Source organism: Candidatus Reidiella endopervernicosa (genome assembly GCF_013343005.1).
GTDB lineage: Bacteria > Pseudomonadota > Gammaproteobacteria.
Window position 1 is genome coordinate 2,791,792 of record NZ_CP054491.1, and the last position, 23,245, is coordinate 2,815,036.

Genomic DNA, 23,245 nt, shown 5'->3' on the forward strand with positions numbered 1-23,245 from the left:
TTAGTTTTAATTCAGATCATTAACCCTGATAACTCGACTGAGCATAGCATAGGATTCCGTGCTTCGTTATCGATAGAAATCAGGTTTACAAATTAACCTCACAGTTTCAGGTTGTCATCGAATGAGCGCCCAGTATGATGCGGGTGCAACAGAGATCACTACTTGAATATGACAGACGACATCGACTTCTCCGAACACCAAACACGCCACCTCCATGACAACAAGGAGGATGGTCTCTGTGTGGGTGAAGAACTGCTAATCCCGGGACCTTCTGGTCAACTTGAGCTCCTCACCTCATACCCAGAGTGTTATAACGACAGCCATCCGATCGTGGTGATCTGCCACCCCCACCCACTCTATGGCGGTAGCCTGCAAAACAAGGTGGTGCATACCTTGGCCAAGACCTTCAACGATCTGGGTCTGCTCAGCATCACCTTCAACTTCTGTGGCGTCGAGAAGAGTAACGGTCAATTCGATCATGGCATAGGAGAGACTGACGACCTTCTCGCTGTAGTTAAACTATTCCAACAACGACATCCCGGCGCCCCCATCTGGTTGGCAGGTTTCTCCTTTGGTGCCTACGTGGCACTACGCGGTCATGTTGATGCTGCTGCAGAGCGCCTGCTGCTGGTTGCGCCGCCGGTGAAGATGTTCGATTTTGAGGAGACTCCCAATGTCGAGATTCCCTGGACGGTCATTCAGGGAGGAAGAGATGAAGTCACCCCACCCGAAGCCGTTGCAGAGTGGGTCGAGTCTCAACCCAACCGCCCCGATTTCAGATGGCTCACCACCGCCGATCACTTTTTCCACGGGCAACTCAATCGCATTCGGCAGAGCCTGATCGACCAGTGGGGTAGCATGAAAGCATCTCCTAATGCTGAACACGATGCCGCGTAACAATATCGACTTTGCATTAGCAACCCAATCTAGCTAGATTCGCCACAAATAAAATAAGGAATGGCGCAACGAAATGATGGAACATCCTCTAACTAATCGCACTGATTATGAAACCGATCGACTAAAACCGGCCAGCCTCTCCTGCCACGGCAATCCGAAGGGTAGCATCGATATTACCGGCGGAAAGCGTGAAGGCGGCAAGCTTGGGCAACTCGCTGGTGCGATGAGCTTTGTTATCTACACAGAGTAGTCTCAACCCTGGCAATCTCCTTAAACGCAGAGAGCCCCGTCGATACCGTCGGGGCTCTCTCTTTTCTACCGTAACCGGATCGGGCTAGGGAGAGACTTCCAGCATGCGCTGCAGCGCCAGACGACCCTGCTCCGCATCGCTCTCATCAACGCTGACGCGATTGACCACCTTACCTTCAACCAGATTCTCCAACGTCCAGGCAAGATGCTGAGGATCGATTCGGAACATGGTCGAACACATACAGACAGTGGGCGACATGAAGTGAACGTTTTTACCTTCGTGTTTAAACTGCTCGTGCAGACGGTTCACCAGATTGAGTTCGGTGCCGACCAACCAGCGAGTATTAGGCTCAGCATCACGAATGGTGTTGATGATGTACTCGGTGGAGCCGACGTAGTCCGACTTCTGGCACACCTCAAAGGGGCTCTCCGGGTGCGAAATAATCTGCGTCTCGGGATAACGCTGCTTGAAGTTATCGATCTGCTCGGGCTGGAACATCTGATGCACGGAGCAAAACCCCTTCCACAGAATCATCCTGGCGTTTTTAATCTGCTCTGGAGTCAGACCACCGAGCGGCTGATCGAAATCCCATACCACCATCTCTTCGAGTGGGATATCCATAGTGAAGCCGGTGTTGCGCCCCAGATGCTGGTCGGGAAAGAAGAGCACCTTCTCGCGTTGTGAGAAGGACCACTCCAACACGTGGCGCGCATTGGTGGAGGTACAGACGATACCGCCGTGGCGCCCACAGAACGCCTTCAGGTCGGCAGCCGAGTTGATGTAGGTTACCGGGGTGATCTGCTCATCGGGTTCCAGCACCTCGGCAAGCTCCCTCCAGGCGCGTTCTACATTGGCCAGATTAGCCATATCAGCCATTGAGCAGCCCGCAGCCATATCGGGAATGATTGAGATCTGATCGGGGCGCGAGAGCACATCGGCCACCTCAGCCATGAAGTGAACACCGCAGAAGACGATGTACTCCGCCTTTGACGCGGCGGCCTGACGCGAGAGCTTTAGTGAATCACCGGAGAAATCGGCGTGGCGGAACACCTCCTCACGCTGATAGTGATGACCGAGAATCACCAACCGCTCGCCCAGTTTCTCCTTGGCGGCAAGGATGCGCGCCTCTGCATCGGCATCATCAAGGCCGGCATAGGATTGAATGGCTAGGGCGTTGGCTGACATCTGCTTACTCCACGGTTCCAACCGGTCAGTTACAGCAAACTACCGGCGATTTATTAGATAGTTGGGCGATTCTACTTCGAAACAATCGCCAACACTGCATCTCTATTGGTATATGAGCTGACCCGCCCCGCCGCTTCCGCTCTATCCACCCAGAGGTAGCGGCAGTGTTCATCGTTATTAAGTTTGATCGCACAGCGCTGATCGAGTTGCACCGTAAAGAGGTGTTCACAATTCTCTGAGACATCAGGGGCGTAGCGGCTACGCCACTCGGGAAGGATTGGGAAGCAGCGACGCTGCTGGCAATCGACGACCTCAACATCTTTAATGCCGGTCTCTTCAGCCAGCTCACGTTGGGCCGCCTCGGCGGGGCTCTCACCCGCTTCGAGCGAACCGGTCACCGACTGCCAGAACCCCTCGGGGTGAGTACGCTCCAGCAACAGCACCTCACCCTGGCGGGTGGAGACAACCACCAGTACCGATTCGGGACGCTTGAAGTCGGCCAAATCGGTACGTCACTCTACTCGGCGGTTTTAGGCTTGACGCGTTTACGGATGTGCAGCTCTTTGAGCTGCGCTTCGCTGACACCCGAAGGTGCATCGGTCATCAGACAGGCGGCACTCTGGGTCTTGGGGAAGGCCATTACATCGCGAATCGACTTGGCGCCGGTCATCAGCATCACCAGACGGTCGAGACCGAAGGCGAGTCCACCGTGTGGAGGACAGCCGTACTTGAGTGCGTCGAGCAGGAAGCCGAACTTGTCACGGGCCTCCTCATCCTCGATACCGAGCGCACGGAAGACCTGCTCCTGCACCTCTTCACGATAGATACGCATCGAACCGCCACCCAGCTCGGTACCGTTGAGCACCATGTCGTAGGCGCGTGACAGACAGGCACCAGGATCGCTCTCGAGCAGTGGGATGTGCTCCTCGTTGGGCGAGGTGAAGGGGTGATGCAGCGAGGTCCAGCGATCGTTCTTCTCATCCCACTCAAACATCGGGAAGTCGACCACCCAGAGTGGCTTCCAACCGTGTTCAACCAGACCGCGATCATGGCCCAGTTTCACGCGTAGCGCGCCGAGCGCTTCATTGACGATGCTCGCCTGGTCCGCTCCGAAGAAGACCAGATCGCCATCCTCGGCACCGGTACGCTCCATGATGGTGGTGATCGCCTCATCAGGCATAAACTTGAGGATGGGCGACTGCATACCCTCACGCCCCTTGGCGACCTCGTTAACCTTGATATAGGCAAGCCCCTTGGCACCGTAGATACCGACAAACTTGGTGTAGTCGTCGATCTCCTTGCGGCTCAGCTCACAACCCTTGGGCAGGCGTAGCGCGGCAACTCTGCCCTTGGGATCTTTAGCTGGACCCGAGAAGACCTTGAATTCAACATCGGCCAGCACATCATTAACGCTGACCAGCTCCAGCGGGATACGCAGGTCGGGCTTATCGGAACCAAAACGCTCCATCGCCTCGGCATAGGACATGCGTGGGAAGGGATCGGGCAGCGCCACCTCCAGCACCTCGGCGAAGAGCTTGCGGATCATCCCCTCCATCATCGCCATGATGGTCGACTCATCGAGGAACGAGGTCTCGATATCGAGCTGAGTGAACTCTGGCTGACGATCGGCGCGCAGATCCTCATCACGGAAACAGCGCACGATCTGGTAGTAGCGATCGACACCGGCCACCATCAGCAACTGTTTGAAGATCTGTGGTGACTGCGGCAGCGCAAAGAACTGACCTTCATGAGTACGACTCGGCACGATGTAATCACGCGCACCCTCAGGGGTCGCCTTGGTCAGCATCGGTGTCTCGACATCGAGAAAGCCGTTGTCATCGAGGTAGTTACGCAATACGCGGGTAATCTTTGAACGGAAACGAAGACGCTGCAGCATCTCGGGGCGACGCAGATCGAGGTAGCGATACTTGAGGCGATGCTCCTCACCCACACCCTCATCGTCGACGTTAAGCATGAAGGGAGGGGTTTCTGACTTGTTCAGAATAGTCAGCTCTTTGCCCAGAATCTCAACCTTGCCAGTCGGCAGGTCGGGATTCTCAGTCCCCTCAGGACGCAGGCGAACCCTGCCCTTAACCTTTAATACAAACTCGTTGCGCACACTCTCAGCCGTTGCAAAGACATCGGCCAGATCAGGATCGAAGACCACCTGCGCCAGACCATCACGGTCTCGCAAGTCGATAAAGATGACTCCACCGTGGTCGCGACGACGATGTACCCAGCCGCAGAGTTCTACTTCATGGTCGACGTGCGAATCGTCGAGTTGACCGCAATAGTGGCTACGCATTACATATTTCCAGAGAGTTAGTTAGATCCAGATACGGAGCGGCCTGTGGGCACGGCCCCGCGTAAAGGCGGGAATGTTACGGCTTGGCCGGGGGCTGCGCAACTTCAACCGGGTGTTCGTGCCCCTCTGGCACCACCGCGCCCATGGAGAGAATCATCTTCAACCCATCATCGACACTCATCTCCAGCTCAATCACATCGCCCTTCGGCACCATGATAAAAAAGCCCGAGGTCGGGTTGGGAGTGGTCGGGACGTAGATATTGATCACATCCTCGCCGGTCTTCTCCTGCGCTTCACCGATATCGGTACCGGTCTGGAAGGCCAATGTCCAAAGCCCCTTACGTGGGTACTCCACCAGCAGCACCTTGCGAAACGATTGCCCCGAGTCGGAGAACATCGTCTCGGCGAGCTGTTTCACCGCCGAGTAGATAGAACGAACCAGGGGAATACGCCCCAGTAGCGACTCCCATCCGCTAAGAATTTGGCGTCCGAACAGATTAGCAAACAACATACCGGTCGTGAGCACGACCAGCAGCACAATCAGTGCGCCGATACCCGGCAGGGCAAATCCGAGCAGCACCTCAGGACGATACTCTGGCGGCAACAGCACCAGCGAGTGATCCATCAGATCGACCAGCAGCTTGATCACCAAAATAGTGACGCCCAGCGGTACCCAGACCAGCATGCCGGTGATTAAATAACGACGGAGAGTGACAAACATTATATACGCTCTAGATTTAGCCGAGACTGGGGCAACAGCCCCCAGCTCCGCAGCTCGGTGCCGCACCATCTGCAGCGGCGCAGGCCGAACCACCGCCACCCTTGACCGAAAAACTGCCAGCTGAGACCAGTTTTTTTAGCGCGGGTTTGCTGCAGGCCGGGCAGTCGCTCAACAGTGGATCACTCATCTTCTGGCGTACCTCCAAGCGGTGGCCGCACTCCTGACAGGCGTATTCGTAATAGGGTATGGTGATATTCTCTCAGACTGACTTGATCCCCCCGATATTGGGGTTCACGTAGATGATTCAAGGTGTAGTCGTGTCGCGTAGAAGCGTCTACTCAAATGGTGGTGTAGATAGGAATTTCTGCGTATCCAGTAGAATACCTTCTAGAGCCCAATGTCCTCACTCGCCTCTTCTCCTACACTCAGTGCCTCGGCGTGTTTAAACTCATCGAGTGCCTTGAGTAGCATCGAGTGCTCCTGCTCAGAGAGACCGAAGCGAACATAGCGCTCGGCGGCATCCTTTACCTTCTCCAGGTAGCCGATGCGATAGTTGAGATTGAGCAACGCCTTGGCAATGAACTTCGGATCCTCACGTGCTTCCACCATGCGGATCGCCTCTTCCAACGCCTGTTTCAGCTCCTCTTCACTCGGTTTACTCATCAAACACCTCGCCCTGTTCTATTTTTTCTATTTATTTCCATTGAGTTATCTCGAGTATAGCCCGAAACCATCACACGCTTCGAGCGCGCTCCTCAGCTGCTAGCAACTACTATAGAATAGCGTTTTAGTCAGATTCTAATCCCACTGGTAAACCATGCATATACGCCACACCGACCTCCCTTCGCATAATCGTAGTGACCTGAAGACAATCCGCTCCCTGGCCCCTTTCCTCTGGGACTACCGTGGCCGTGTTGCGCTGGCTCTGCTGGCACTAATCCTCGCCAAGGCGGCCAATGTCGGAGTGCCGCTGGTATTAAAAGAGGTGGTCGACACCCTCGATAGCAGCCAGCACACCACACTGGTACTGCCAATCACACTGCTGCTCAGCTACGGTCTGCTGCGCTTTGCCAGCTCGCTCTTTAATGAGCTTCGCGACGCGGTCTTCGCCAAGGTGCGTCACGGTGCGATGCGCAAGGTGGCGCTCAAGGCACTCGAACATCTTCACACCCTCTCACTGCGTTTCCATCTGGAGCGCAAGACTGGCGGCGTCTCACGCGATATCGAGCGTGGCACTCGCAGCGTCAGCTCAATGCTCAACTACATGGTCTTCAGCATTCTGCCGACGCTGGTCGAGATCTTGATGATCGCCTCAATCCTGATCTTCAACTACTCGATCTGGTTTACCGTGGTGGCCGCCGCTGCGGTGGTCAGCTACATCACCTTTACCTTCTTCATCACTGAGTGGCGCATGAAGTTCCGTGCCGAGATGAACAAGATGGACTCACAGGCCAATACCCAGGCGATCGACAGTCTGATCAACTACGAGACGGTGAAGTATTTTGGTAACGAACACCATGAACTCGACCGCTACGGCGAGAGTATGGCGGGCTGGGAATCGGCTGCGGTAAAGAGCCAGACCTCACTCTCGGCACTCAACTTCGGTCAGGGAAGCATTATCGCCACCGCCGTCACTGTAATGATGATGCTGGCGGCCCAGGGAGTCGTCGATGGCAGTATGAGTCTGGGTGACCTGGTACTGGTCAATGCACTACTCATTCAACTCTTCATCCCACTCAACTTCCTCGGCGTAGTCTATAGCCAGCTTAAACACGCGCTCTCCGATATGGACCTGATGTTCGAACTACTGGAGCGCAAGCCTGAGATCGAAGACCGTACCGATGCCAAGCCACTGGAGATTGGCGATGGCACAGTCCGCTTTGAGCAGGTCAATTTTTCTTACGAGCCAGAACGGCAGATTCTGCACGGTGTCGATTTCGTGATACCTACCGGCAAAAAAGTCGCCGTCGTTGGTCCGAGCGGAGCCGGAAAATCGACCCTCTCGCGCCTGCTCTACCGTTTCTACGACATCAACAGCGGCAGCATCACCATCAACGGTCACGATCTTCGTAGCGTGACCCAGCAGAGTCTGCGCGAGACCATCGGTATCGTGCCGCAGGATACGGTGCTGTTTAACGAATCGGTTCTCTATAACATCGCCTACGCTCGCCCCGATGCAACGCAGGATGAGATCATCCGTGCTGCAAGGCTCGCCCACATTCACGACTTCATCGACTCGCTCAAGGAGGGTTATGACACCGTGGTAGGTGAACGAGGTCTGAAACTCTCTGGTGGTGAGAAACAGCGCATCGCGATCGCTCGCGTGATCCTGAAGAATCCACGCATCCTGATCTTCGATGAGGCTACCTCCTCACTCGACTCACAGTCAGAGCAGGCAATTATCGAGGCACTACGCGAGGTGGCCACCAACCACACCACGCTGGTGATCGCCCATCGTCTCTCCACCATTATCGATGCTGACCAGATCCTGGTGATGCGCGACGGTACGATTATCGAGCGTGGTGACCACCAGCAACTGCTCGAGGCCAACGGCCTCTACGCCGAGCTGTGGGCTCTGCAGCAGGAGGAACAGAAACTCGAAGAGACGCCCGCCGTGGCCTGATCGGCACCTGCCTTAGCGCGTTGTTGAGGCAGCTCTATATGGTCAAAGAGATAATATCGCGCTACACCCTCTGAGCAGAGTCCAAAATTGCAACGAGCGTCATAGAACGGTGATGAAAACCGTCCTAAGATTTTCAGACCACGAGCAGCAAGGATGCCGGCTCGCCACACTCCCAGATGTCAATCTTATCCAGACCAACAATCGCCGCTTCTTCAGGGGCGACAGTGAAAAGCTCTAGCCTGAGACGGACTATCGGTTAGCCTCTTCCAGTCACAACCTTGAATCCTCCGTCGTGTGGACAATCGTGCCACTACCCGCCGAAGTGTATTATGCCTGAACGATGCATAATCGATTCTCACAACCACACCTCTTCATTCTGCTCTTCATGCTTGGCGTACTGCTGGCGATTGTACAGCTTGGCCTGGTCACCATCGCCTTCGAAAAACTGGGACTCTCGCAGACCTCAGCCTTCTTGCTGCTATTCAGCTCACTGATCGGCAGCAGTATCAATCTGCCGCTCTTCTCCATCCACAGCGAAGCCGATCCCGATGCAGAACCACCACAGCTGCTGGGCCTGCTGCAGCTCTCACACATACCCTTTAACGGTGAGACAATCATTGCCGTAAATGTGGGAGGCTGTCTGATACCGCTTGGCTTCACCCTCTACCTGCTAATCCATCACGAAATCAATCTGTTTTCACTACTGGCAGCACTCATCTGCGTATCGTTAATCTGCTTCAAGATCAGCCGCCCGATCAGTGGCATCGGTATTGGCATGCCCATTCTGGTCGCGCCTATCAGTGCCGCACTCTTTGCACTGATGTTGCAACCGGAGCAGAGCGCCGCCCTCGCTTACATTACCGGCACGTTGGGTGTGATTATCGGTGCCGACATGCTGCATCTGAAAGACATTCGAAAGATGCCAACCCCGGTCGCCTCGATTGGTGGTGCGGGCACCTTCGACGGTATTTTTCTCACCGGACTACTCGCTGTACTTCTCGCCTGATCCCACCCTTGGTAGATTAGATCAATGTTAGAATCACTCCAGAAGAAGACAGCGAACGAGAGAATGGAATATGTTTAATTATCAGGACACGCTGCACAAACTGAACGATCTGCTTCCGCTATCGGAGAAGCTTAACTTTGTGCATGGCGTACTACGTGATCGCTTCGACTATATCGATCGTATTGCGGTGACCCTCTATGACGAGAAGACCGACACCCTGAAGACTTTTATTCAGAGCAGTGATGGTGAGAACCCAATGCAGCAATATGAGGCGAAGCTCTCCGAGGTTCCGCTGTTGCAGGAGATCATCAATCAGGGGCGACCCCGCGTGGTAAACAACCTGCTCTCGATCGGCGGTACCGGTAAACTGCACACGCAACGCCTGGTAGAAAAGGGCTACGCCTCGAGCTACACCATGCCGATGTCGATCAACGGTAGTTTTTTCGGTTTCATCTTCTTCAACTCCTTCATGGAGGAGGTGCTTGATGAGGAGGTGCTCCACTACCTCGACCTGATCGGCCACCTGATTTCGCTGACGGTCATTAACGACCTGACCAACATCCGCACCCTGCTCGCTGCGGTTAAAACGGCGCGAGACATGACCCACCAGCGTGACCTGGAGACTGGCACCCACCTCGATCGCATGGCCCACTACTCACGCCTTATCGCCACCGAAATCGCCAAGGAGCGCGGACTCTCCGACGAGTTCATCGAGAATGTCTACCTCTTCTCGCCTCTACACGATATCGGCAAGATCGGTATCCCCGACAAGATCCTGCTCAAGCCAGGCAAACTCGACGAGGAAGAGTTTGAGGTAATGAAGAGCCACGCAGTGAAGGGGCGCGAGATCATCGACACTATGCTGCAGGAGTTCGGTCTCGATGGACTCGATCATATCGACATACTGCGTAACATTGCGGCCTATCACCATGAGGCAGTAAACGGCAGCGGTTATCCCGAAGGGTTAAAGGATCAGGAGATTCCACTCGAGTCGAAAATCATTGCCGTGGCCGACATTTTCGATGCGCTCACCAGCAGTCGTCCCTACAAAGAGGCGTGGGATAATGAAGTCGCCTTCAACACCCTCAGGGAGCTTGCCGGAAAGCAGCTCGATGCCAGCTGCGTTGAAGCACTACTGAGTAACCACGAAAAAATTAGTGAGATTCAGGATAAATTTGGTGAAGACCGTTTTGGTTAGCCACACCCTTAAACACCCATGAATAAAAAAACGATCTTAATCACCGGCTGCTCAAGCGGCATCGGACTCTGTTGCGCCAAGGGACTTGCTGCACACGGTTGGCACGTCTTTGCCACTGCACGTAAGGTCGAAGATGTGGAAATGCTCAAGCAACTTAATCTTGACGGTCTGGACGCGCTACAACTCGATCTTAATTCCGATCACTCCATCGCAGCGGCACTCAATGAAATCGAACAGCGCACCGGCGGAACCCTCGATGCGCTCTTTAACAACGGTGCCTACGGACAGGCCGGTGCCGTTGAGGACCTGAGTCGAGAAGTATTGCGTGCGCAGTTCGAAACCAACCTCTTCGGCACCCATGAACTGACCCGCCGGGTAATCTCGATCATGCGCAGCCAGGGACATGGCCGCATTGTGCAGAACAGCTCCGTACTCGGACTCATCGCCCTCCCCTTTCGAGGTGCCTACAACGCCAGTAAGTTTGCACTCGAGGCACTCACCGACACCCTGCGCCTCGAGCTGCACGACAGCAACATTGAGATCTCACTCATCGAACCAGGACCGGTCACCAGTCGCTTTCGCGCCAATGCGATGAAGATGTATCAGCAGAACATCGACCGTGAGGCGAGCCACTTTTTTGAGACCTATCAACGCATGGAGAAACGCCTCACCAAGGTAGGACCGGCTGCTCCCTTCACTCTGCCCCCCGAGGCAGTTCTAAAAAAACTGATTCACGCCCTGGAGAGCCCACGACCGAAGGCGCGCTACTACGTCACCTTCCCCACCTATCTCTTCGCGACACTGAAACGACTACTGCCTCACCGTGGACTGGACTGGGTGCTGCGTCGGGTATCGCGCGGTGAAAATCGCTGATCATCAGATCCCATCCTGTGAATCGGATTAATAAGGTAATAACACCTATGCGTTCAGAACAGAGCAACAGACAGCAAGAGAATATAGAGCAACGCAAAAGATATCGTGTCGTGCTTATTCATACGCGCTGCAGACCACTCATCGACCACTACAAAAAGAGTGCCGAAAAGTCGGACAGGGAAACCACCTCGAAAGGGGGACTCAGTCAACGGGTGCACCAGAACTTCCTGCCGAACAATCTTCTCAACAGACTCTCGAGACGCGGTTTAATTGAGCTGAGCTTGGTCGAACTACCCTACGACAAAGTCGTTGATAGCGAGCATGCCAAACAGATCCCTTCTGCAGACATCTGGATTTTTGCACTGCAGAACTACCAATCCAGGCCGCTTATTAGCGAAAGCTTTCTAAGCACATCTCAACAGCGCGCCGAGCAGTTGAAGATCCAGACCATCAACCTCACTAGCCATATTCGAGAGACGATCGACTCCACCACCACACCAACAGAGTTCCCCTGTATCGCAAAACTGGCCGGTAACGGAGCGGTGAAGAACTTTCTTCACCGCTCGTACGCGATACTCAGAGACCGTGACACATATGAACAGTGGCGAGATGAGACAGGAGAGGAGCACCTGACAAACTATGCAATTGAGAAATTTCATACCCACCGCCTAAACGAAGAAATCGCCCCATTTAACTGCATTGAGCGCTGGATCCACATCTGTGCTGACTTGACTGTTGGCCTGCGTATCTCAGACAAAGAGATTATCGGCCAGTCAAACTCATTGACCAGCTACAGAAGAGACCCGCGCCTCTTCGCCGGCGAATTCCACCATCTGCTCACGCATAAAGAGCGAAGCCAGCCAACTCCTGCACGCACCAGCCTGCCGCTTACCTTTAGCTATATGGGTGACAGCGACTACTGGGAGCTGCGTTACCGGAAGTTACGTGAACACACCCAAAAGAGTGGACTCGAAATCGGTAGCCTGGATGTAATTGAGGATAAACACGGCGAACTGCATATCATCGACTATAACGAACACACCCTCGAATCTGCCGAGAGAGATCTCCTGTCACTGTGGACGAACACCCTCTACCGCCGACTAAATCGCGGCAATTGATCCTGAATGGCCCTCCCCGCAGGGGTTGCGTAGAGAGCGGAAGGCACTTCTCAGGGTGGAGCTGCCTCATGCACGCGGCCAAATCCCGCAGATAAGGCCCATTAGCAGCAGATAGTTGGCTCGATAACCCGCCTAAATCAGGTAGAGCCGCCATCCCCACCCGGAGAAAAGAGCATCAGAGAGCATACTGGTAGCAACGATAGCCACCCCCAGTAGCGCACCGATAGTCGCCCCCGAGAGCAGTGAATAGGACTCTGTGGCCACCACCAGATACTCAACCGCCACAGCAGCGATAAGTGCAGCGAACATACTCCCTAGCATCGCCTGGAGAGGCGCACCCAACTCCGCCTGGCTCTTACCGATTGCCCTCAACCACTGATCGCCAAACAGTAGCGGCGAGTACCAGAGCGCACCCAGAACCATTCCTGCCACGGCCGCCACCAGAACCGGGTAGACACCCATGGTCGATAACACATCCATATCTTAACTCCCCAAATTTCCAGACAAAATCCAACCCCCTAGCTGCCATCATCAACGCCACACTGGAGAGCCTTCTCAATCCACAAAAAAGCGCGATTGCTATTCCCGAGAATTATACTAAGTTACTTAGGCGCTCGAACAGTCTGAACAACTCGACTACCGACTCTCAATAGCGTAGCCAAAATATGGAGGGCTTCCCCATGCGCAAACTCTACCTATCTCTCACGCTTCTCCTCAGCTCAACCACACTCCTCGCCGGCGAAGCAGCCGAAACAAAAGTGACCCGCGCCGAAAGCGCGGCTCATCCAGGCGTCAGCCACCACGCAGCGGTGATGGATGTCGATGGAAAAAGTCTCAAGAACGGTTCGAATGGATGGACCTGCATGCCGGGCATCGCCCCCGGAGATAACCACCCGATGTGTAACGACACGGTATGGTCCAGGCTGATGCAGGCCGCCGCCAATGGCACCGATTTCCAGACCGACAGAATCGGCATCTCCTACATGCTGCAGGGTGATGCCCACGTCAGCAATTCAGACCCTGCGGCTACCGATCCAAAAAATGGAGATATCTGGGTACAGGAGGGGCCGCACATTATGGTGGTGGCGCCCAAGAGTGCAATGAAGGGGATCTCCGATGATCCCTACAACGGCGGGCCCTATGTGATGTGGAAGGATACCCCTATGCACACATCCGGGGAGTCGCTATTTTTGCGAAAGTTTGTTTTGGGCATCCAAGCCCAAGCAAACAGCAAAAACTTAACGCGACCGTTTATGCCTGCGGCGCCCGACCGTCCTGCGTACGTTGCGTAATCACCTCTTCGCGGCTCTACACAACTCCCTCAGTGACTCTACGCCGACATAAAGCCGCTGCTGCATCTTCTCCGTCGTTCGCTCGCGCTCTCAACTACGAATAGGCAGACGGCGTCGACTATCGGGACTAACCGCCCTCACTTCGCTCTCCATGGCGGTCAGCGCATGATTCCGATTCGTGATACCGAGTAACAGAAAACATTACTTATTACGCCAGAGATCAATCCATGATAGCCATGACCGTTACCCCAGACTATCCAATGGGGTAGCGGTCATAGAACCTGTAATCAGTGATTGAGCGGAATATTCCGCTGACATTTAAAGATCACTTCGTAGACCTTCTCTGCAATCTCACTATCTTCAAGAGAGGTCAGTGCATCTATATAATCTTCTGGTGCACCATCAATCTGCATTTTCAAAACTGCGCTACGAAGCAGCGCCAGACGCTGTTCATCTCCAAGTAACAGGATTTTCTCTAGCCAGCCATAGACCTCGGGGTCATCGCAGGCCACACGCAGCAACGTAATGAATGCTTCCTTTTCAACAATCGATCTAGTGGAGCTATCCCTGCTCATCTTTCACCACTCCGTAAATTGCACCTACTTTGCGTAAGCGTAGATCAATTGTAGCAAACCATACTTAACACTATGTGACCCTATTCACCCTTACTGGATAGCCAATCCATAAACCTGAGTGGCTCCTGCAAGTCGATAAGCTGATATCCCCTTTCGTCACGATATTCGATCTTCCTTCGATAGATCGCCTGCGAGACTTCGGCAAACTCCTTCAGACAAGCTTTTAATCGATCATAGGGCTGACAGGCTGTCCCTTGCTCCATCGCCTCTTTCACTTTTGAATTGGTATTTGAGAGCACCGTAGCCACTGCAACGCAGGTCACCATCACCTTTCCAGACCGATTAAATTGCGTCTCCAGCCGACTTGAGGTTCGACGGTACTCACCCGATTTTCCATCAGTGATACGATTGATCGACTGGAAGAGTTTATCGGTAGTTCTAAATACCCGATGATCACCAACAGAGTTGACCTCTAACTCATTTAGATCATATGAGATGTATGTATCGAGCTTACCGCGAAGACCTTCCAGATCATACTCACAATTCAACCGATACTGATCCACTGCGTTGTAGAGTCGTTTGACATTTTTCGCCACGATTCTTTTATTTTTCTTTTCACAGCGATCTTCCGTACAGAGCCAGTCCATGTCTTCAAACCTATAAAAGTCCATACCGTCCGATCTATCTTCTACGCTCAGACGAGCGATCACTGAACGGTATATGTAATTATCAATCAGCAGATCACGTTTTTCCTCACTCAACTCGACCGCAGAGGCGGGGAGCGTAAAGGTTGCTGCAAAAGGGCAAGGATAGGAGCTGTAAGATTAAATCTGATCATTTGAACCATCTGTTATTTCCTTAGTGCTAACGACACAATCTGCTTGAATAAGTTCCTTCAGGATTGAAACCAAACAACGCTTAACTTACTGCGAACGGCTATTCAGAATCATCAAACCGAAGCGGTTCCATTAGCCGCTTCATCTCAACCCTCTCTAGATAGCGAAGTCTTAGCTGATAGATCTATTGATAGACCTCGGAAAACCACTTCAGGCAACCGCTGAAACGCTTAGAATACCCACAAAGATGGCCTTCCTCTTCGTGCACCTTATTCAGCATTTTCAGGCTTGTTGAATAATAATCTTCAACCATAGTCTTGACGATTGCGGGGCATGATACGAGCATTTTTCGCTTGCGTTCAAATTTGTCGACGATCAGCTTGGAAGAGCATTCGTACTTCCTCGTTTCAGATTCGGCAAGCTCATTGAGATAGATCCAAATCTCTTTGTAGATTCGAAAATGAGTGTGATCACCGATGCTATTAACCTCAAATTCCGTTAATTCAACTGCCGTGCCGATGCTCGATCCCTCATAGAGCTTTCGAATATTGCCATCAACCCTCCCTCTGTTTCTTACGTTGCACGCCTGCCCCGAACAGAACCAGTCAAGTGGCTCGAACATCTCTTGATCATTCATCGATAAGAGAAGAGCACGGAGAAGCACATTTTCAATTAGAAGCTCACGCTTGGTCTCATTCACCTCAGCCATAACCGGGTTCATCAACTGCGCTAGAACAACGACCAGAGCCCCTTCAACCATGGGAAACACGTCAATCGAGCCATACCATTACGCTCTTCTCTCTACGTCTACCTATCGAACCTGAATCACCAGCTACCGAGATAGTGCCAAGGCGCGAGATAGTAGCAGAGCGGCGGTTTGAGATAAGACTCAACCGTAACACCGATAACCGGACAACACCCAAGATCAATGGGGTGTAATTCATCAGGTCGTCACATATGAATCAGTGTGGCGAATCCGATATAATCGCTGCTCAATTTTTGGCTAGAAACAGTGGCAATCACATGAATTTCATCGAAACGCGCGGCAACGACGGCAAACTCCCCCTGAAAGTGAGCTTTTCCGAGGCGATCCTTAACCCGATCTCCTCCTTCGGCGGTATCTACTCGCCCGAGTCACTGCCCGATCTGGGCGAGGCCTTTCTCGGTGAGCACCTATCCGCCGACTACAAGACGCTTGCCCGCGATGTGCTCAACGCCTTCGAGATCGATATCGACGCCGCCGTGATCGACGAGGCGCTGAGTCTCTACGATGCGTTTGATGATTCGACCAATCCAGTACCGGTGGTCAAGGTCAAAGATGACCTCTATGTCAGCGAGCTATACCACGGTCCGACCCGCGCATTTAAGGATATGGCGCTGCAGCCCTTCGGCATTGTGCTCTCCTCATTGGCGCAGAAGCGCAACGAGAACTATCTGATCCTAGCCGCCACCTCCGGCGATACCGGTCCGGCGGCTCTGGAGACCTTTAAGAATCGCGCCAATGTACAGGTCGCCTGCATGTACCCCGATGGTGGCACCTCCGATGTGCAGCGCCTGCAGATGGTGACCGAGGGTGCGAAGAACCTGAAGGTGATCGGTATTCACGGCGACTTCGATGATGCCCAGAGCGCGCTCAAACGCCTGCTTGGCTCCGACAGCTTCAAGCAGCAGCTGCAGGAGAAGAAGATCTACCTCTCCGCTGCCAACTCGGTCAACTTCGGTCGCATCATCTTCCAGACCATCTACCACATCCACTCCTATCTGGAGCTGGTTCGTCAGGGTGCGATTGAGCTGGGTGAGAAGGTCTACCTCAACGTGCCGAGCGGCAATTTCGGCAATGCACTGGGCGGCTACTACGCGATGCAGATGGGGCTACCGGTGGAGAAGATCCTGATCGCCTCGAACAACAACAACGTACTGACCGAGGTGATCAACACCGGTGCCTACGACCTGCGCAAGAAGTCGGTCATCGCCACCACCTCACCGGCGATGGATATCCTCAAATCATCCAATATCGAGCGCGTGCTGTTCGACCTGCTCGGTGCCGAGCGCACCCGTGAACTGATGAAGCAGCTCGACGAGCAGAAGCACTACCAGCTCGAGGCCGATGAGCTGGCCAAGCTGCAGGCAATCTTCACCGCCGACTTCTGTAACGACAGTGAGGGCAAGGATTACATCAAGGAGGCCTTTGCCACCGGTTATCTGATGGATCCACATACAGCGACCTGCTTTAAGGCCTACGATACCTGCCGCGACAAGCCGCTGAAGACGATCGCCTACTCGACTGCCGAGTGGACCAAGTTCTCACCGGTAATCGCCAATGCCCTCACCGGCGAGGTCGATACACACGACCTCGATGCGCTGCAGTCGATCGCCCGCGAGGCGAAGATCGAGATCCCTGCGGTGATCAACGATCTCTTCAGCAAGGAGATCGCCCAGAGCAGTGTGATCGACAAAGAGAGTATCGAGGCGGAGATTCACGCCTTTCTCTAAAGATAGCGAGCCCCTTGTTCAAGGTTGCGGTGCCAGCTACCGGCGCTGCAACAGCAGAAAGAGGTAGCCGTAACTCCCTTTCGACTGTTTGAAAACCTCGACCTCTTCAACCGTCTGCTCGGCAAAGAGACGAATCTCAGGATCGGCATGTGCTACAAGCCGCCGCGCTCGTGGCTCCAGCAACTCGTAATACCCCTCCCACCACGTCTCCCGTGGCATGACAAAAGATTCAACGAGTCGATAGCCGGCGGCCTCGGCCAGCGCGACATTCTCTTCAACCGATCTCATATCGGGATATTCACGCGCGAAGAATTCACGCTCCCGTTCGTTCATGGGCTGCTCCAACCATGAAAGTTCGCTCACCGCCAGATAGCCGCCCGACACGATCGCACTCGCCCAACAACGTAGCGCGTTGCCGAAACCAATACTGTAAGCCGCACCCTCCGACCAGAGCAGATCGATCTGCCTGAAGTGTTCAGGAATCGTCTCCATGCTAAAGCAGTGCGTCTCGATCTGTCCGGCAATCCCCAGCGCGCCAGCGCGTCGATTCAGATCGTCGAGGAAGGGCTGGTAGTTATCGACGGCATGAACAATCGAATCGATTTCCTGAGCCAGCACCAGTGTCTGCCGGCCGCTTCCGCACCCCGCATCAACCACCAAACCCCACTCTCTGGCAGGTAGCAGTGAGAGTGCTCGACGTGTCTCTGCATCACTGCCCGGCCCAAGCTTCTGCAGGCCGCCAAACATAAGCTCAATAGGATCATTGCCGTTCATCTACGCCTCGTCATTATCAGAACTCACCGCGCCATCCCTCTCTCTCTTCGCACCATTTACCCCTGTCGGATGCGGTTTTTTAGATAGACGCCATCTGCTAGGTTATAGACCTACCCTTTGAGAGTGAATAGCCGTGATCAAGAAGATTCCCGCATCTAATCTGAAATCGGGCATGTATATTCACGATCTGAACTGCGGCTGGATGTCGCACCCGTTTCTTCAGAAACGCTTTCTGATCAAGGATGAGTCTCGGATCGAGAAGATCATTGATGCCGGAATCAGTGAGGTCTACATCGACACCAATCTGGGTGACGACATCGACCAGCAGGTCAGTCACGGGCAGATACAGAGCCTCGAAGAGGTTGAGCAATCGATCGACAGTGAGATTGAGAAGCTCACCGCCACTCCCGACACCCCACAACCGCCGACCCCACTACAAGAGGAACTGAATGTCGCACAACGCCTCAACCAGGAGGCGCGAGAGATGACCAAGCGTGTGCTTGACCGTGTCGCTCAGGGTGAGCCAATTGAGACCGAACCGGTGGAGACAGTGGCGCGGCCACTACTTCGATGATGAGCTGGTGCACTACTTCGTCCGCTGCATCGGTGTCTATCCGGTCGGCACACTAGTAAGGCTCGAGAGCGGGCTACTGGCAGTGGTCATCGAAGATGGTCGTCACGACAAACTGCGCCCAACGGTGCGCGTGATCCTCAACGCCAAACGCAACGAGCTACTCACCCCTTACGACATCGAACTCGAGGCAGAGAGCGCCACGGCCCAGGCAGAGCGCATTCTCGGCCACGAGCGACCTGCGCAGTGGCGCATCAACCCAGCAGAGTATCTGGCGATAAAACTATGAACAGAGAAGCAACGGACTCTCAAGACCTTCCCTTTCTGCAGACACTCACCCTGCTCATCATCGATGACGATGGTGAACTGCGTACCTGGATGGAGACTGTACTCTCCCCAATGACAAAGGAGCTGCATAGCGCTGCAGATGCGGAACAGGCCACGATGCTCTTCAAGGAGCACACACCTGACCTTGTCATAACTGACGTCAATATGCCGGGTTCAGGTGGTCTCGAACTCGCCACTGAGATCAAAGCCTTCGACCCCGATATTCCGGTACTACTGATCACCGGATACGACGATGCCACAACACTGCAGCAGGCCATCGAGATTGGTATCGACGGCTATCTCGCCAAACCGCTTACAGTCGAGAGCGTGATGCAGGCACTCGCCAAACCATTGCGTAGCCTGCAAAACAACCGTGACCTGAAACAGCAGACGGCGCTGCTTGAGATGTATCACGCCGCTGCCGAGGAGGAGCGTGACCTGGTCTCTGATCTGATGGAGCGCATGATGCAGCCGATCGAGCGACGTGATGAGCGCTTCGACTACTGGGTTGCTCCGACCGATGCGGTCAGTGGTGACCTGATCTGCATCCACTACGCCAATAACGGCACGCTCTTCATTATGGCCGCCGACTCGACCGGTCACGGCCTACCCGCCGCACTCAACCTGCTGCCAATCAACCAGGTCTTCTACCGCATGGTCGACAAAGGCTTTCCTGTCTCGGCGATCGCCGAAGAGATGAACCGAGTTATCAAAGAGCAGTCGCCTGCCGATCGCTTTGTCGCCGCCACCCTCGCCTCGATCGATTTCCGAAACCGCATCATCGATATCTGTAACGGAGGCAATCCACCTACCTTCTTAATCGACGATTCGGGCGAGGTAGTTCACAGCTTCGCTTCTGGCCAGCTACCACTCGGCATCCTGGGTGGCGAGAGCTTCACCGCCAGTAACGAGATCTACCGCTGGGAACAACCACTGCAACTGGTGCTCTTCTCCGACGGCATGACCGATGCTGAGAACGAGTCGGGCATCGCCTTTGATGAACGTGGCATCATCGAAGCACTGAAACAGAGCACACAGGATAAACGTGTTACCCACGTCGTCGAAGCGGTACAAACACACCTTGGTGAACGCCATGCCCACGACGATATTTCGATTATCGTTGCCAACTGTGAACTCTAATCGTCCTTTCCAACTTCGTAGAAGATAGAAACAGAAAAATAGATAATCATGACACCCCAGAAGAGAGGCTCATCACCTAAGGTAAACAGCACCACCAAGAGAGAGACCTATAAGCAGATTCGCGATCAGACGTCCTACATAATCTACCAATAACAACAACTGGCCAAAGCACCTCATTAGTCGATCTCCCTATCATCCACACATCCCTCTCGGCCATTCTACTCACACAACAATCACACACTCAGTTGGACACCACCTTGGGGGTTTAACAACAGATACTATTAGCTACTTTCTATCGAACGAGAGCCGTTGCTTGTTGACACTCACCGGTATTGAAAACGCATCGTTGATCTAGTGGAAAGAGATAGGAACAAGCAAATCAATAGACCGATTGCCTCACTCTCAATTCCAATCACCCTACCCGTAGTTCCTGACGCTTCACCTCACGTAGTTGCCGGAAGAAGTTTGACTTACGTAGCTGTGTCTCCTCATCGCTATACAGTTCACGCACCAACCATGAAAAGTACTTCTCCAGCTCTTCAACACTCATGGTGTCAGGCACATAATTACATCGAACAGCGTGCAGAGCTCCCACGCTTGACTATCAATCAACCGGTCTGACTCACGAAGACGTTGATAGAGCGGAGTATTCGGGAATGCGGTCTGCACCGTTACTTGCACTTCATGCAGTCCACTATCTCTTACAAAGTCTCGTACCTCCTTAAAACTCTCAGTACCGGCACCATCCATCCCCATGACAAAGCAGCCATTCACACTGATTCCGTGGCTTTGGATTCGATCAATTGACTCCATATAGTTTTCATACTGTTTCGCCTTCCAGTCGTTCTTTGTTTCAACTCCCATCAATCCACTTTTGTCGGGCCTCAAAGCCAATCAGCACCTGTGCACATCCGCTGTCTCTCATCAGCGACAACAACTCATCATCTTTGGCAATGGAGAGGTCCGACTCAGTGAACCAGCGAACATTCTCCTTGGACAGTTCGCGCAGCAGCGCCTTTGAATGGCACTTATTTACAAAGCTATTGTCATCGGCGAACTCGATAAACGGCTTTGACCAGATCGACTTGATCTGACGAATCTCCTCAATCACCTTCTCGACCGGCTTGATACGGTACTTGGGTGAAAGACGAATCGAGGCGGCGCAGAACTCACAGTCGAACGGACAGCCCCTTGAGGTCTGAACGGTAATGCGGTTGTAACGTTCCAGGTCGAGCAGATCAAATCGCGGCATCGGTGTCTGAGCCATATCGAAGGTATCGCCACGCGCATCGTATCGCGATTTCAAATCACCCTGCTTTAGGTCATGCATCACGAGTGGCCACGCAGGTTCACCCTCACCAATCACCACAGCATCAGCGTGCAATGCCGCCTCATCAGGACAGGCCGTGACGTGCAGTCCACCCAGAATCACCTTCGTCCCTCGGCACGATAGCGATCTGCCAGCTCGTAGGCCTCTTTGATTTGTGCCGAGAATGAAGAGATCGCCACCGCGTCATAGCTACCCGGCAGGCCCTGCTGCTCTTCAATATCCTCCACCTCGATGTAGTCCACCTCAACATCCGACGGTGTCAGCCCCGCCAGCGTTAAGAGCCCAAGACTCGGTAGCGAGGCGATCTTTTATTTCTCTCAACAAAACCCGGCAGTGTCAGCCCAGTCGGGTCAGCTCCTCGTTGTGTGACGTACACCACTCATCGCAATCAGTCCCAACTTCATCTTAGAGCCCTCCCATAACGGTCGGTACTATCCCGGCCAGCACGGCAATAACAGGAATGGGAAAGAGGTGGCGAAACGGTTTGCGCCACGCCGCCAGAAAACAGCACAACGGCATGGCAATAACTGCAACGATAAAACCTGCTGATGCGATCTCGATATAGAGCGGCGAGAGTTGTATCGTCTTGGTCGTGAAGGCAAAGAGCAGGTTCAGAATACCGAGACCAAAGAAGGCGATATGTCCAAGACGCATCAGACGACGGCGGAATGAGTTATAACCGCCCTGCCAATCGTCACGATGAAAAAGAGGCCAATCACAGCACCAGAAAGCGCCCCCATCACCATCGCCCCCAGCCGACCAGCGTATGTAGTTGAGAAACATCCATTTCATTACCTCCAGTTCTTATGTTGTTGTACGCAGATTGCGTATGGAGGAATCGTGGGCAATAGTAGAGTAATACTCAACCATAATGACAATAGTCACTATCTATGACACCCATGGTATCGATTATAGATACTATTGGACAGACACAATGAGCCAAACTAACGCTCTACTCGCCACACTCAAGCGCGCGCTTCGAATGCGTGGCATCACCTATCGCCAACTGGCGGAGACTCTTGAGATGAGTGAGGCGAGCATAAAACGCCTCTTCTCTAAAAAATGTCAGCCTTGAACGGCTGGAGAAGATCTGTGAACAGGCCCAAATCAGCCTCTTCGATCTGGTCACACAGATGGATCTTGAGATGCGTACGATTGATGAATTAAGTGAACAGCAGGAGCAGCAGATCACCGCCGATCCTGGCCTACTGCTAGTGACATTTCTCGTTATCAACGGTTGGAAGTTCGATGAAATCCTGCGGCGCTACACCTTCTCGGATCATCAACTAATCCAGCATCTCGCAACTCTCGACCACATCAAGCTAATCGAACTACTGCCCAACAACCGCTTCAGTCTGATGGTCTCACCTCACTTCGGCTGGCGTAAAACGGCCCTATCCAGAAGTTGTTCAGTGAAAAACTACAGAAGGATTTCTCGACAGCCGCTTCATCGGTGAGGACGAAGCATTGCTCTTCCCCACCGCGATGCTCACAACCGGATCGAGAAACATCCTGAAGAAACGACTGGAAGATCTGGCAAAGGAGTTTAACGAGCTAAATCAAAAGACCGACAGGCTCCGCTCGAACAGAAAAACCTGACCAGCCTCATTCTGGCTGTCAGACCGTGGAAGGCCGCCCTCATAGAAAACTACATAGACACAGCCTGTAAATAGCTCATCTCAATCAGCCATTCAGATTATATGACCGCTGAGACCGCTGTGCCATCAGAGC

General features: G+C 53.5%; 30 protein-coding genes. 14 read left to right on the plus strand and 16 right to left on the minus strand.

From position 1 onward, the window contains the following. Positions 1-168: 168 nt before the first annotated feature. Positions 169-897 (plus strand): alpha/beta hydrolase, encoded by a 729-nt coding sequence (locus HUE57_RS15170; RefSeq protein ID WP_135622208.1) that lies wholly within the window; start codon positions 169-171, stop codon positions 895-897. A gap of 73 nt (positions 898-970) precedes the next feature. Further along, the gene (locus HUE57_RS15175; RefSeq protein WP_174673471.1) at positions 971-1,147 is read left to right on the plus strand and encodes a hypothetical protein; all 177 of its coding nucleotides are present in this window, start codon (positions 971-973) and stop codon (positions 1,145-1,147) included. A gap of 84 nt (positions 1,148-1,231) precedes the next feature. On the opposite strand, the gene nadA is transcribed toward HUE57_RS15175, so the two are convergent. The 6 genes from nadA to HUE57_RS15205 form a co-directional block, all read right to left on the minus strand. After that, the gene (gene nadA / locus HUE57_RS15180) at positions 1,232-2,332 is read right to left on the minus strand and encodes a quinolinate synthase NadA (protein WP_078483926.1); all 1,101 of its coding nucleotides are present in this window, start codon (positions 2,330-2,332) and stop codon (positions 1,232-1,234) included. A gap of 71 nt (positions 2,333-2,403) precedes the next feature. Continuing rightward, complete coding sequence (gene nudB, locus HUE57_RS15185; RefSeq protein ID WP_078483927.1) at positions 2,404-2,835, minus strand: dihydroneopterin triphosphate diphosphatase; 432 nt, start codon at positions 2,833-2,835, stop codon at positions 2,404-2,406. 14 nt (positions 2,836-2,849) lie between these two features. Beyond that, positions 2,850-4,637 (minus strand): aspartate--tRNA ligase, encoded by a 1,788-nt coding sequence (gene aspS / locus HUE57_RS15190; protein WP_078483928.1) that lies wholly within the window; start codon positions 4,635-4,637, stop codon positions 2,850-2,852. Positions 4,638-4,713: 76 nt separating this feature from the next. Next, complete coding sequence (locus HUE57_RS15195; protein WP_078483929.1) at positions 4,714-5,358, minus strand: DUF502 domain-containing protein; 645 nt, start codon at positions 5,356-5,358, stop codon at positions 4,714-4,716. 16 nt (positions 5,359-5,374) lie between these two features. After that, positions 5,375-5,611, minus strand: coding sequence for an FmdB family zinc ribbon protein (locus HUE57_RS15200; protein WP_320416297.1), 237 nt, complete (start codon positions 5,609-5,611; stop codon positions 5,375-5,377). A gap of 134 nt (positions 5,612-5,745) precedes the next feature. Beyond that, a complete protein-coding gene (locus tag HUE57_RS15205; RefSeq protein WP_078483931.1) occupies positions 5,746-6,021 on the minus strand; it encodes a hypothetical protein in 276 nt (91 codons plus the stop codon). Positions 6,022-6,175: 154 nt separating this feature from the next. On the opposite strand from HUE57_RS15205, the gene HUE57_RS15210 reads away from it, so the two are divergent. The 5 genes from HUE57_RS15210 to HUE57_RS15230 all read left to right on the plus strand — a co-directional run bounded on the left by HUE57_RS15210 (position 6,176) and on the right by HUE57_RS15230 (position 12,176). Then, a complete protein-coding gene (locus HUE57_RS15210) occupies positions 6,176-7,981 on the plus strand; it encodes an ABCB family ABC transporter ATP-binding protein/permease (protein ID WP_078483932.1) in 1,806 nt (601 codons plus the stop codon). A 340-nt stretch (positions 7,982-8,321) separates the two neighbouring features. Beyond that, the gene (locus HUE57_RS15215; RefSeq protein ID WP_078483933.1) at positions 8,322-8,987 is read left to right on the plus strand and encodes a DUF1614 domain-containing protein; all 666 of its coding nucleotides are present in this window, start codon (positions 8,322-8,324) and stop codon (positions 8,985-8,987) included. Between the two features lie 70 nt (positions 8,988-9,057). Then, the gene (locus tag HUE57_RS15220; protein WP_078483934.1) at positions 9,058-10,185 is read left to right on the plus strand and encodes an HD-GYP domain-containing protein; all 1,128 of its coding nucleotides are present in this window, start codon (positions 9,058-9,060) and stop codon (positions 10,183-10,185) included. An 18-nt stretch (positions 10,186-10,203) separates the two neighbouring features. Further along, positions 10,204-11,058 (plus strand): SDR family oxidoreductase, encoded by an 855-nt coding sequence (locus HUE57_RS15225; RefSeq protein WP_078483935.1) that lies wholly within the window; start codon positions 10,204-10,206, stop codon positions 11,056-11,058. Positions 11,059-11,168: 110 nt separating this feature from the next. After that, positions 11,169-12,176 carry a hypothetical protein gene (locus tag HUE57_RS15230; RefSeq protein ID WP_135622252.1) on the plus strand — a complete coding sequence of 336 codons (1,008 nt, stop codon included), beginning with the start codon at positions 11,169-11,171 and terminating at the stop codon, positions 12,174-12,176. A gap of 132 nt (positions 12,177-12,308) precedes the next feature. Here HUE57_RS15230 and HUE57_RS15235 read toward each other — a convergent pair whose 3' ends face one another. Beyond that, on the minus strand, positions 12,309-12,656 hold the full coding sequence (locus HUE57_RS15235; RefSeq protein WP_078483937.1) for a DUF1761 domain-containing protein: 348 nt from the start codon (positions 12,654-12,656) through the stop codon (positions 12,309-12,311). A gap of 200 nt (positions 12,657-12,856) precedes the next feature. On the opposite strand from HUE57_RS15235, the gene HUE57_RS15240 reads away from it, so the two are divergent. Beyond that, complete coding sequence (locus HUE57_RS15240) at positions 12,857-13,468, plus strand: hypothetical protein (protein WP_236860617.1); 612 nt, start codon at positions 12,857-12,859, stop codon at positions 13,466-13,468. Positions 13,469-13,755: 287 nt separating this feature from the next. Here the strand turns inward: HUE57_RS15240 and HUE57_RS15250 are convergent, their stop codons facing one another. From HUE57_RS15250 to HUE57_RS15260, 3 genes are all read right to left on the minus strand, one after another. Continuing rightward, positions 13,756-14,043: a hypothetical protein gene (locus tag HUE57_RS15250; RefSeq protein ID WP_174673473.1), complete on the minus strand. Its 288-nt coding sequence runs from the start codon at positions 14,041-14,043 to the stop codon at positions 13,756-13,758. An 80-nt stretch (positions 14,044-14,123) separates the two neighbouring features. Beyond that, positions 14,124-14,804 carry a hypothetical protein gene (locus HUE57_RS15255; protein ID WP_174673474.1) on the minus strand — a complete coding sequence of 227 codons (681 nt, stop codon included), beginning with the start codon at positions 14,802-14,804 and terminating at the stop codon, positions 14,124-14,126. 259 nt (positions 14,805-15,063) lie between these two features. Next, on the minus strand, positions 15,064-15,639 hold the full coding sequence (locus tag HUE57_RS15260; RefSeq protein WP_174673475.1) for a hypothetical protein: 576 nt from the start codon (positions 15,637-15,639) through the stop codon (positions 15,064-15,066). A 263-nt stretch (positions 15,640-15,902) separates the two neighbouring features. On the opposite strand from HUE57_RS15260, the gene thrC reads away from it, so the two are divergent. Then, positions 15,903-17,372, plus strand: coding sequence for a threonine synthase (thrC, locus tag HUE57_RS15265; RefSeq protein WP_078483941.1), 1,470 nt, complete (start codon positions 15,903-15,905; stop codon positions 17,370-17,372). 36 nt (positions 17,373-17,408) lie between these two features. Here the strand turns inward: thrC and HUE57_RS15270 are convergent, their stop codons facing one another. Then, positions 17,409-18,146, minus strand: coding sequence for an SAM-dependent methyltransferase (locus HUE57_RS15270; protein ID WP_174673476.1), 738 nt, complete (start codon positions 18,144-18,146; stop codon positions 17,409-17,411). A gap of 133 nt (positions 18,147-18,279) precedes the next feature. Between HUE57_RS15270 and HUE57_RS15275 the strand changes: the two genes are divergently transcribed. From HUE57_RS15275 to HUE57_RS15285, 3 genes are read left to right on the plus strand one after another with little or no spacing between them, the layout of a single operon-like run. Further along, complete coding sequence (locus HUE57_RS15275; protein ID WP_174673477.1) at positions 18,280-18,720, plus strand: DUF3391 domain-containing protein; 441 nt, start codon at positions 18,280-18,282, stop codon at positions 18,718-18,720. Between the two features lie 7 nt (positions 18,721-18,727). Continuing rightward, the gene (locus tag HUE57_RS15280) at positions 18,728-19,006 is read left to right on the plus strand and encodes a hypothetical protein (protein WP_174673478.1); all 279 of its coding nucleotides are present in this window, start codon (positions 18,728-18,730) and stop codon (positions 19,004-19,006) included. Continuing rightward, positions 19,003-20,184, plus strand: coding sequence for a PP2C family protein-serine/threonine phosphatase (locus HUE57_RS15285; RefSeq protein WP_174673479.1), 1,182 nt, complete (start codon positions 19,003-19,005; stop codon positions 20,182-20,184). The genes HUE57_RS15280 and HUE57_RS15285 overlap by 4 nt, the downstream gene beginning before the upstream one ends. 412 nt (positions 20,185-20,596) lie before the next feature. Here HUE57_RS15285 and HUE57_RS19320 read toward each other — a convergent pair whose 3' ends face one another. The 5 genes from HUE57_RS19320 to HUE57_RS15295 all read right to left on the minus strand — a co-directional run bounded on the left by HUE57_RS19320 (position 20,597) and on the right by HUE57_RS15295 (position 22,306). Next, a complete protein-coding gene (locus HUE57_RS19320) occupies positions 20,597-20,734 on the minus strand; it encodes a hypothetical protein (RefSeq protein WP_236860618.1) in 138 nt (45 codons plus the stop codon). Beyond that, positions 20,731-21,048, minus strand: a complete 318-nt coding sequence (locus HUE57_RS19325; RefSeq protein WP_236860619.1) for a hypothetical protein — start codon at positions 21,046-21,048, stop codon at positions 20,731-20,733. The genes HUE57_RS19320 and HUE57_RS19325 overlap by 4 nt, the downstream gene beginning before the upstream one ends. Continuing rightward, complete coding sequence (locus HUE57_RS19330; protein ID WP_236860620.1) at positions 21,038-21,616, minus strand: B12-binding domain-containing radical SAM protein; 579 nt, start codon at positions 21,614-21,616, stop codon at positions 21,038-21,040. Before HUE57_RS19330 ends, HUE57_RS19325 begins: the two co-directional genes overlap by 11 nt. After that, entirely contained in the window at positions 21,613-21,756 is a 144-nt protein-coding gene (locus tag HUE57_RS19335) for a hypothetical protein (RefSeq protein ID WP_236860621.1), read from the minus strand. The genes HUE57_RS19330 and HUE57_RS19335 overlap by 4 nt, the downstream gene beginning before the upstream one ends. Before the next feature lie 163 nt (positions 21,757-21,919). Further along, positions 21,920-22,306 carry a hypothetical protein gene (locus HUE57_RS15295; protein WP_174673480.1) on the minus strand — a complete coding sequence of 129 codons (387 nt, stop codon included), beginning with the start codon at positions 22,304-22,306 and terminating at the stop codon, positions 21,920-21,922. A 142-nt stretch (positions 22,307-22,448) separates the two neighbouring features. Here HUE57_RS15295 and HUE57_RS15300 point away from each other — a divergent pair, with 142 nt between their 5' ends. Then, positions 22,449-22,589, plus strand: a complete 141-nt coding sequence (locus HUE57_RS15300) for a hypothetical protein (RefSeq protein WP_174673481.1) — start codon at positions 22,449-22,451, stop codon at positions 22,587-22,589. Positions 22,590-22,659: 70 nt separating this feature from the next. Continuing rightward, complete coding sequence (locus tag HUE57_RS15305; RefSeq protein WP_174673482.1) at positions 22,660-22,971, plus strand: hypothetical protein; 312 nt, start codon at positions 22,660-22,662, stop codon at positions 22,969-22,971. Positions 22,972-23,245 lie beyond the last annotated feature (274 nt).

Coding starts and splice junctions, on each gene's coding strand:
- HUE57_RS15170 (WP_135622208.1), top strand. CDS start 169: ATGACAGACGACATCGACTTCTCCGAACACCAAACACGCCACCTCCAT.
- HUE57_RS15175 (WP_174673471.1), top strand. CDS start 971: ATGATGGAACATCCTCTAACTAATCGCACTGATTATGAAACCGATCGA.
- nadA (WP_078483926.1), bottom strand. CDS start 2,332: ATGTCAGCCAACGCCCTAGCCATTCAATCCTATGCCGGCCTTGATGAT.
- aspS (WP_078483928.1), bottom strand. CDS start 4,637: ATGCGTAGCCACTATTGCGGTCAACTCGACGATTCGCACGTCGACCAT.
- HUE57_RS15195 (WP_078483929.1), bottom strand. CDS start 5,358: ATGTTTGTCACTCTCCGTCGTTATTTAATCACCGGCATGCTGGTCTGG.
- HUE57_RS15205 (WP_078483931.1), bottom strand. CDS start 6,021: ATGAGTAAACCGAGTGAAGAGGAGCTGAAACAGGCGTTGGAAGAGGCG.
- HUE57_RS15210 (WP_078483932.1), top strand. CDS start 6,176: ATGCATATACGCCACACCGACCTCCCTTCGCATAATCGTAGTGACCTG.
- HUE57_RS15215 (WP_078483933.1), top strand. CDS start 8,322: ATGCATAATCGATTCTCACAACCACACCTCTTCATTCTGCTCTTCATG.
- HUE57_RS15220 (WP_078483934.1), top strand. CDS start 9,058: ATGTTTAATTATCAGGACACGCTGCACAAACTGAACGATCTGCTTCCG.
- HUE57_RS15225 (WP_078483935.1), top strand. CDS start 10,204: ATGAATAAAAAAACGATCTTAATCACCGGCTGCTCAAGCGGCATCGGA.
- HUE57_RS15235 (WP_078483937.1), bottom strand. CDS start 12,656: ATGGATGTGTTATCGACCATGGGTGTCTACCCGGTTCTGGTGGCGGCC.
- HUE57_RS15240 (WP_236860617.1), top strand. CDS start 12,857: ATGCGCAAACTCTACCTATCTCTCACGCTTCTCCTCAGCTCAACCACA.
- HUE57_RS15250 (WP_174673473.1), bottom strand. CDS start 14,043: ATGAGCAGGGATAGCTCCACTAGATCGATTGTTGAAAAGGAAGCATTC.
- HUE57_RS15260 (WP_174673475.1), bottom strand. CDS start 15,639: ATGGTTGAAGGGGCTCTGGTCGTTGTTCTAGCGCAGTTGATGAACCCG.
- thrC (WP_078483941.1), top strand. CDS start 15,903: ATGAATTTCATCGAAACGCGCGGCAACGACGGCAAACTCCCCCTGAAA.
- HUE57_RS15270 (WP_174673476.1), bottom strand. CDS start 18,146: ATGAACGGCAATGATCCTATTGAGCTTATGTTTGGCGGCCTGCAGAAG.
- HUE57_RS15285 (WP_174673479.1), top strand. CDS start 19,003: ATGAACAGAGAAGCAACGGACTCTCAAGACCTTCCCTTTCTGCAGACA.
- HUE57_RS19320 (WP_236860618.1), bottom strand. CDS start 20,734: ATGAGTGTTGAAGAGCTGGAGAAGTACTTTTCATGGTTGGTGCGTGAA.
- HUE57_RS19325 (WP_236860619.1), bottom strand. CDS start 21,048: ATGGGAGTTGAAACAAAGAACGACTGGAAGGCGAAACAGTATGAAAAC.
- HUE57_RS15295 (WP_174673480.1), bottom strand. CDS start 22,306: ATGAAATGGATGTTTCTCAACTACATACGCTGGTCGGCTGGGGGCGAT.
- HUE57_RS15300 (WP_174673481.1), top strand. CDS start 22,449: ATGAGCCAAACTAACGCTCTACTCGCCACACTCAAGCGCGCGCTTCGA.
- HUE57_RS15305 (WP_174673482.1), top strand. CDS start 22,660: ATGCGTACGATTGATGAATTAAGTGAACAGCAGGAGCAGCAGATCACC.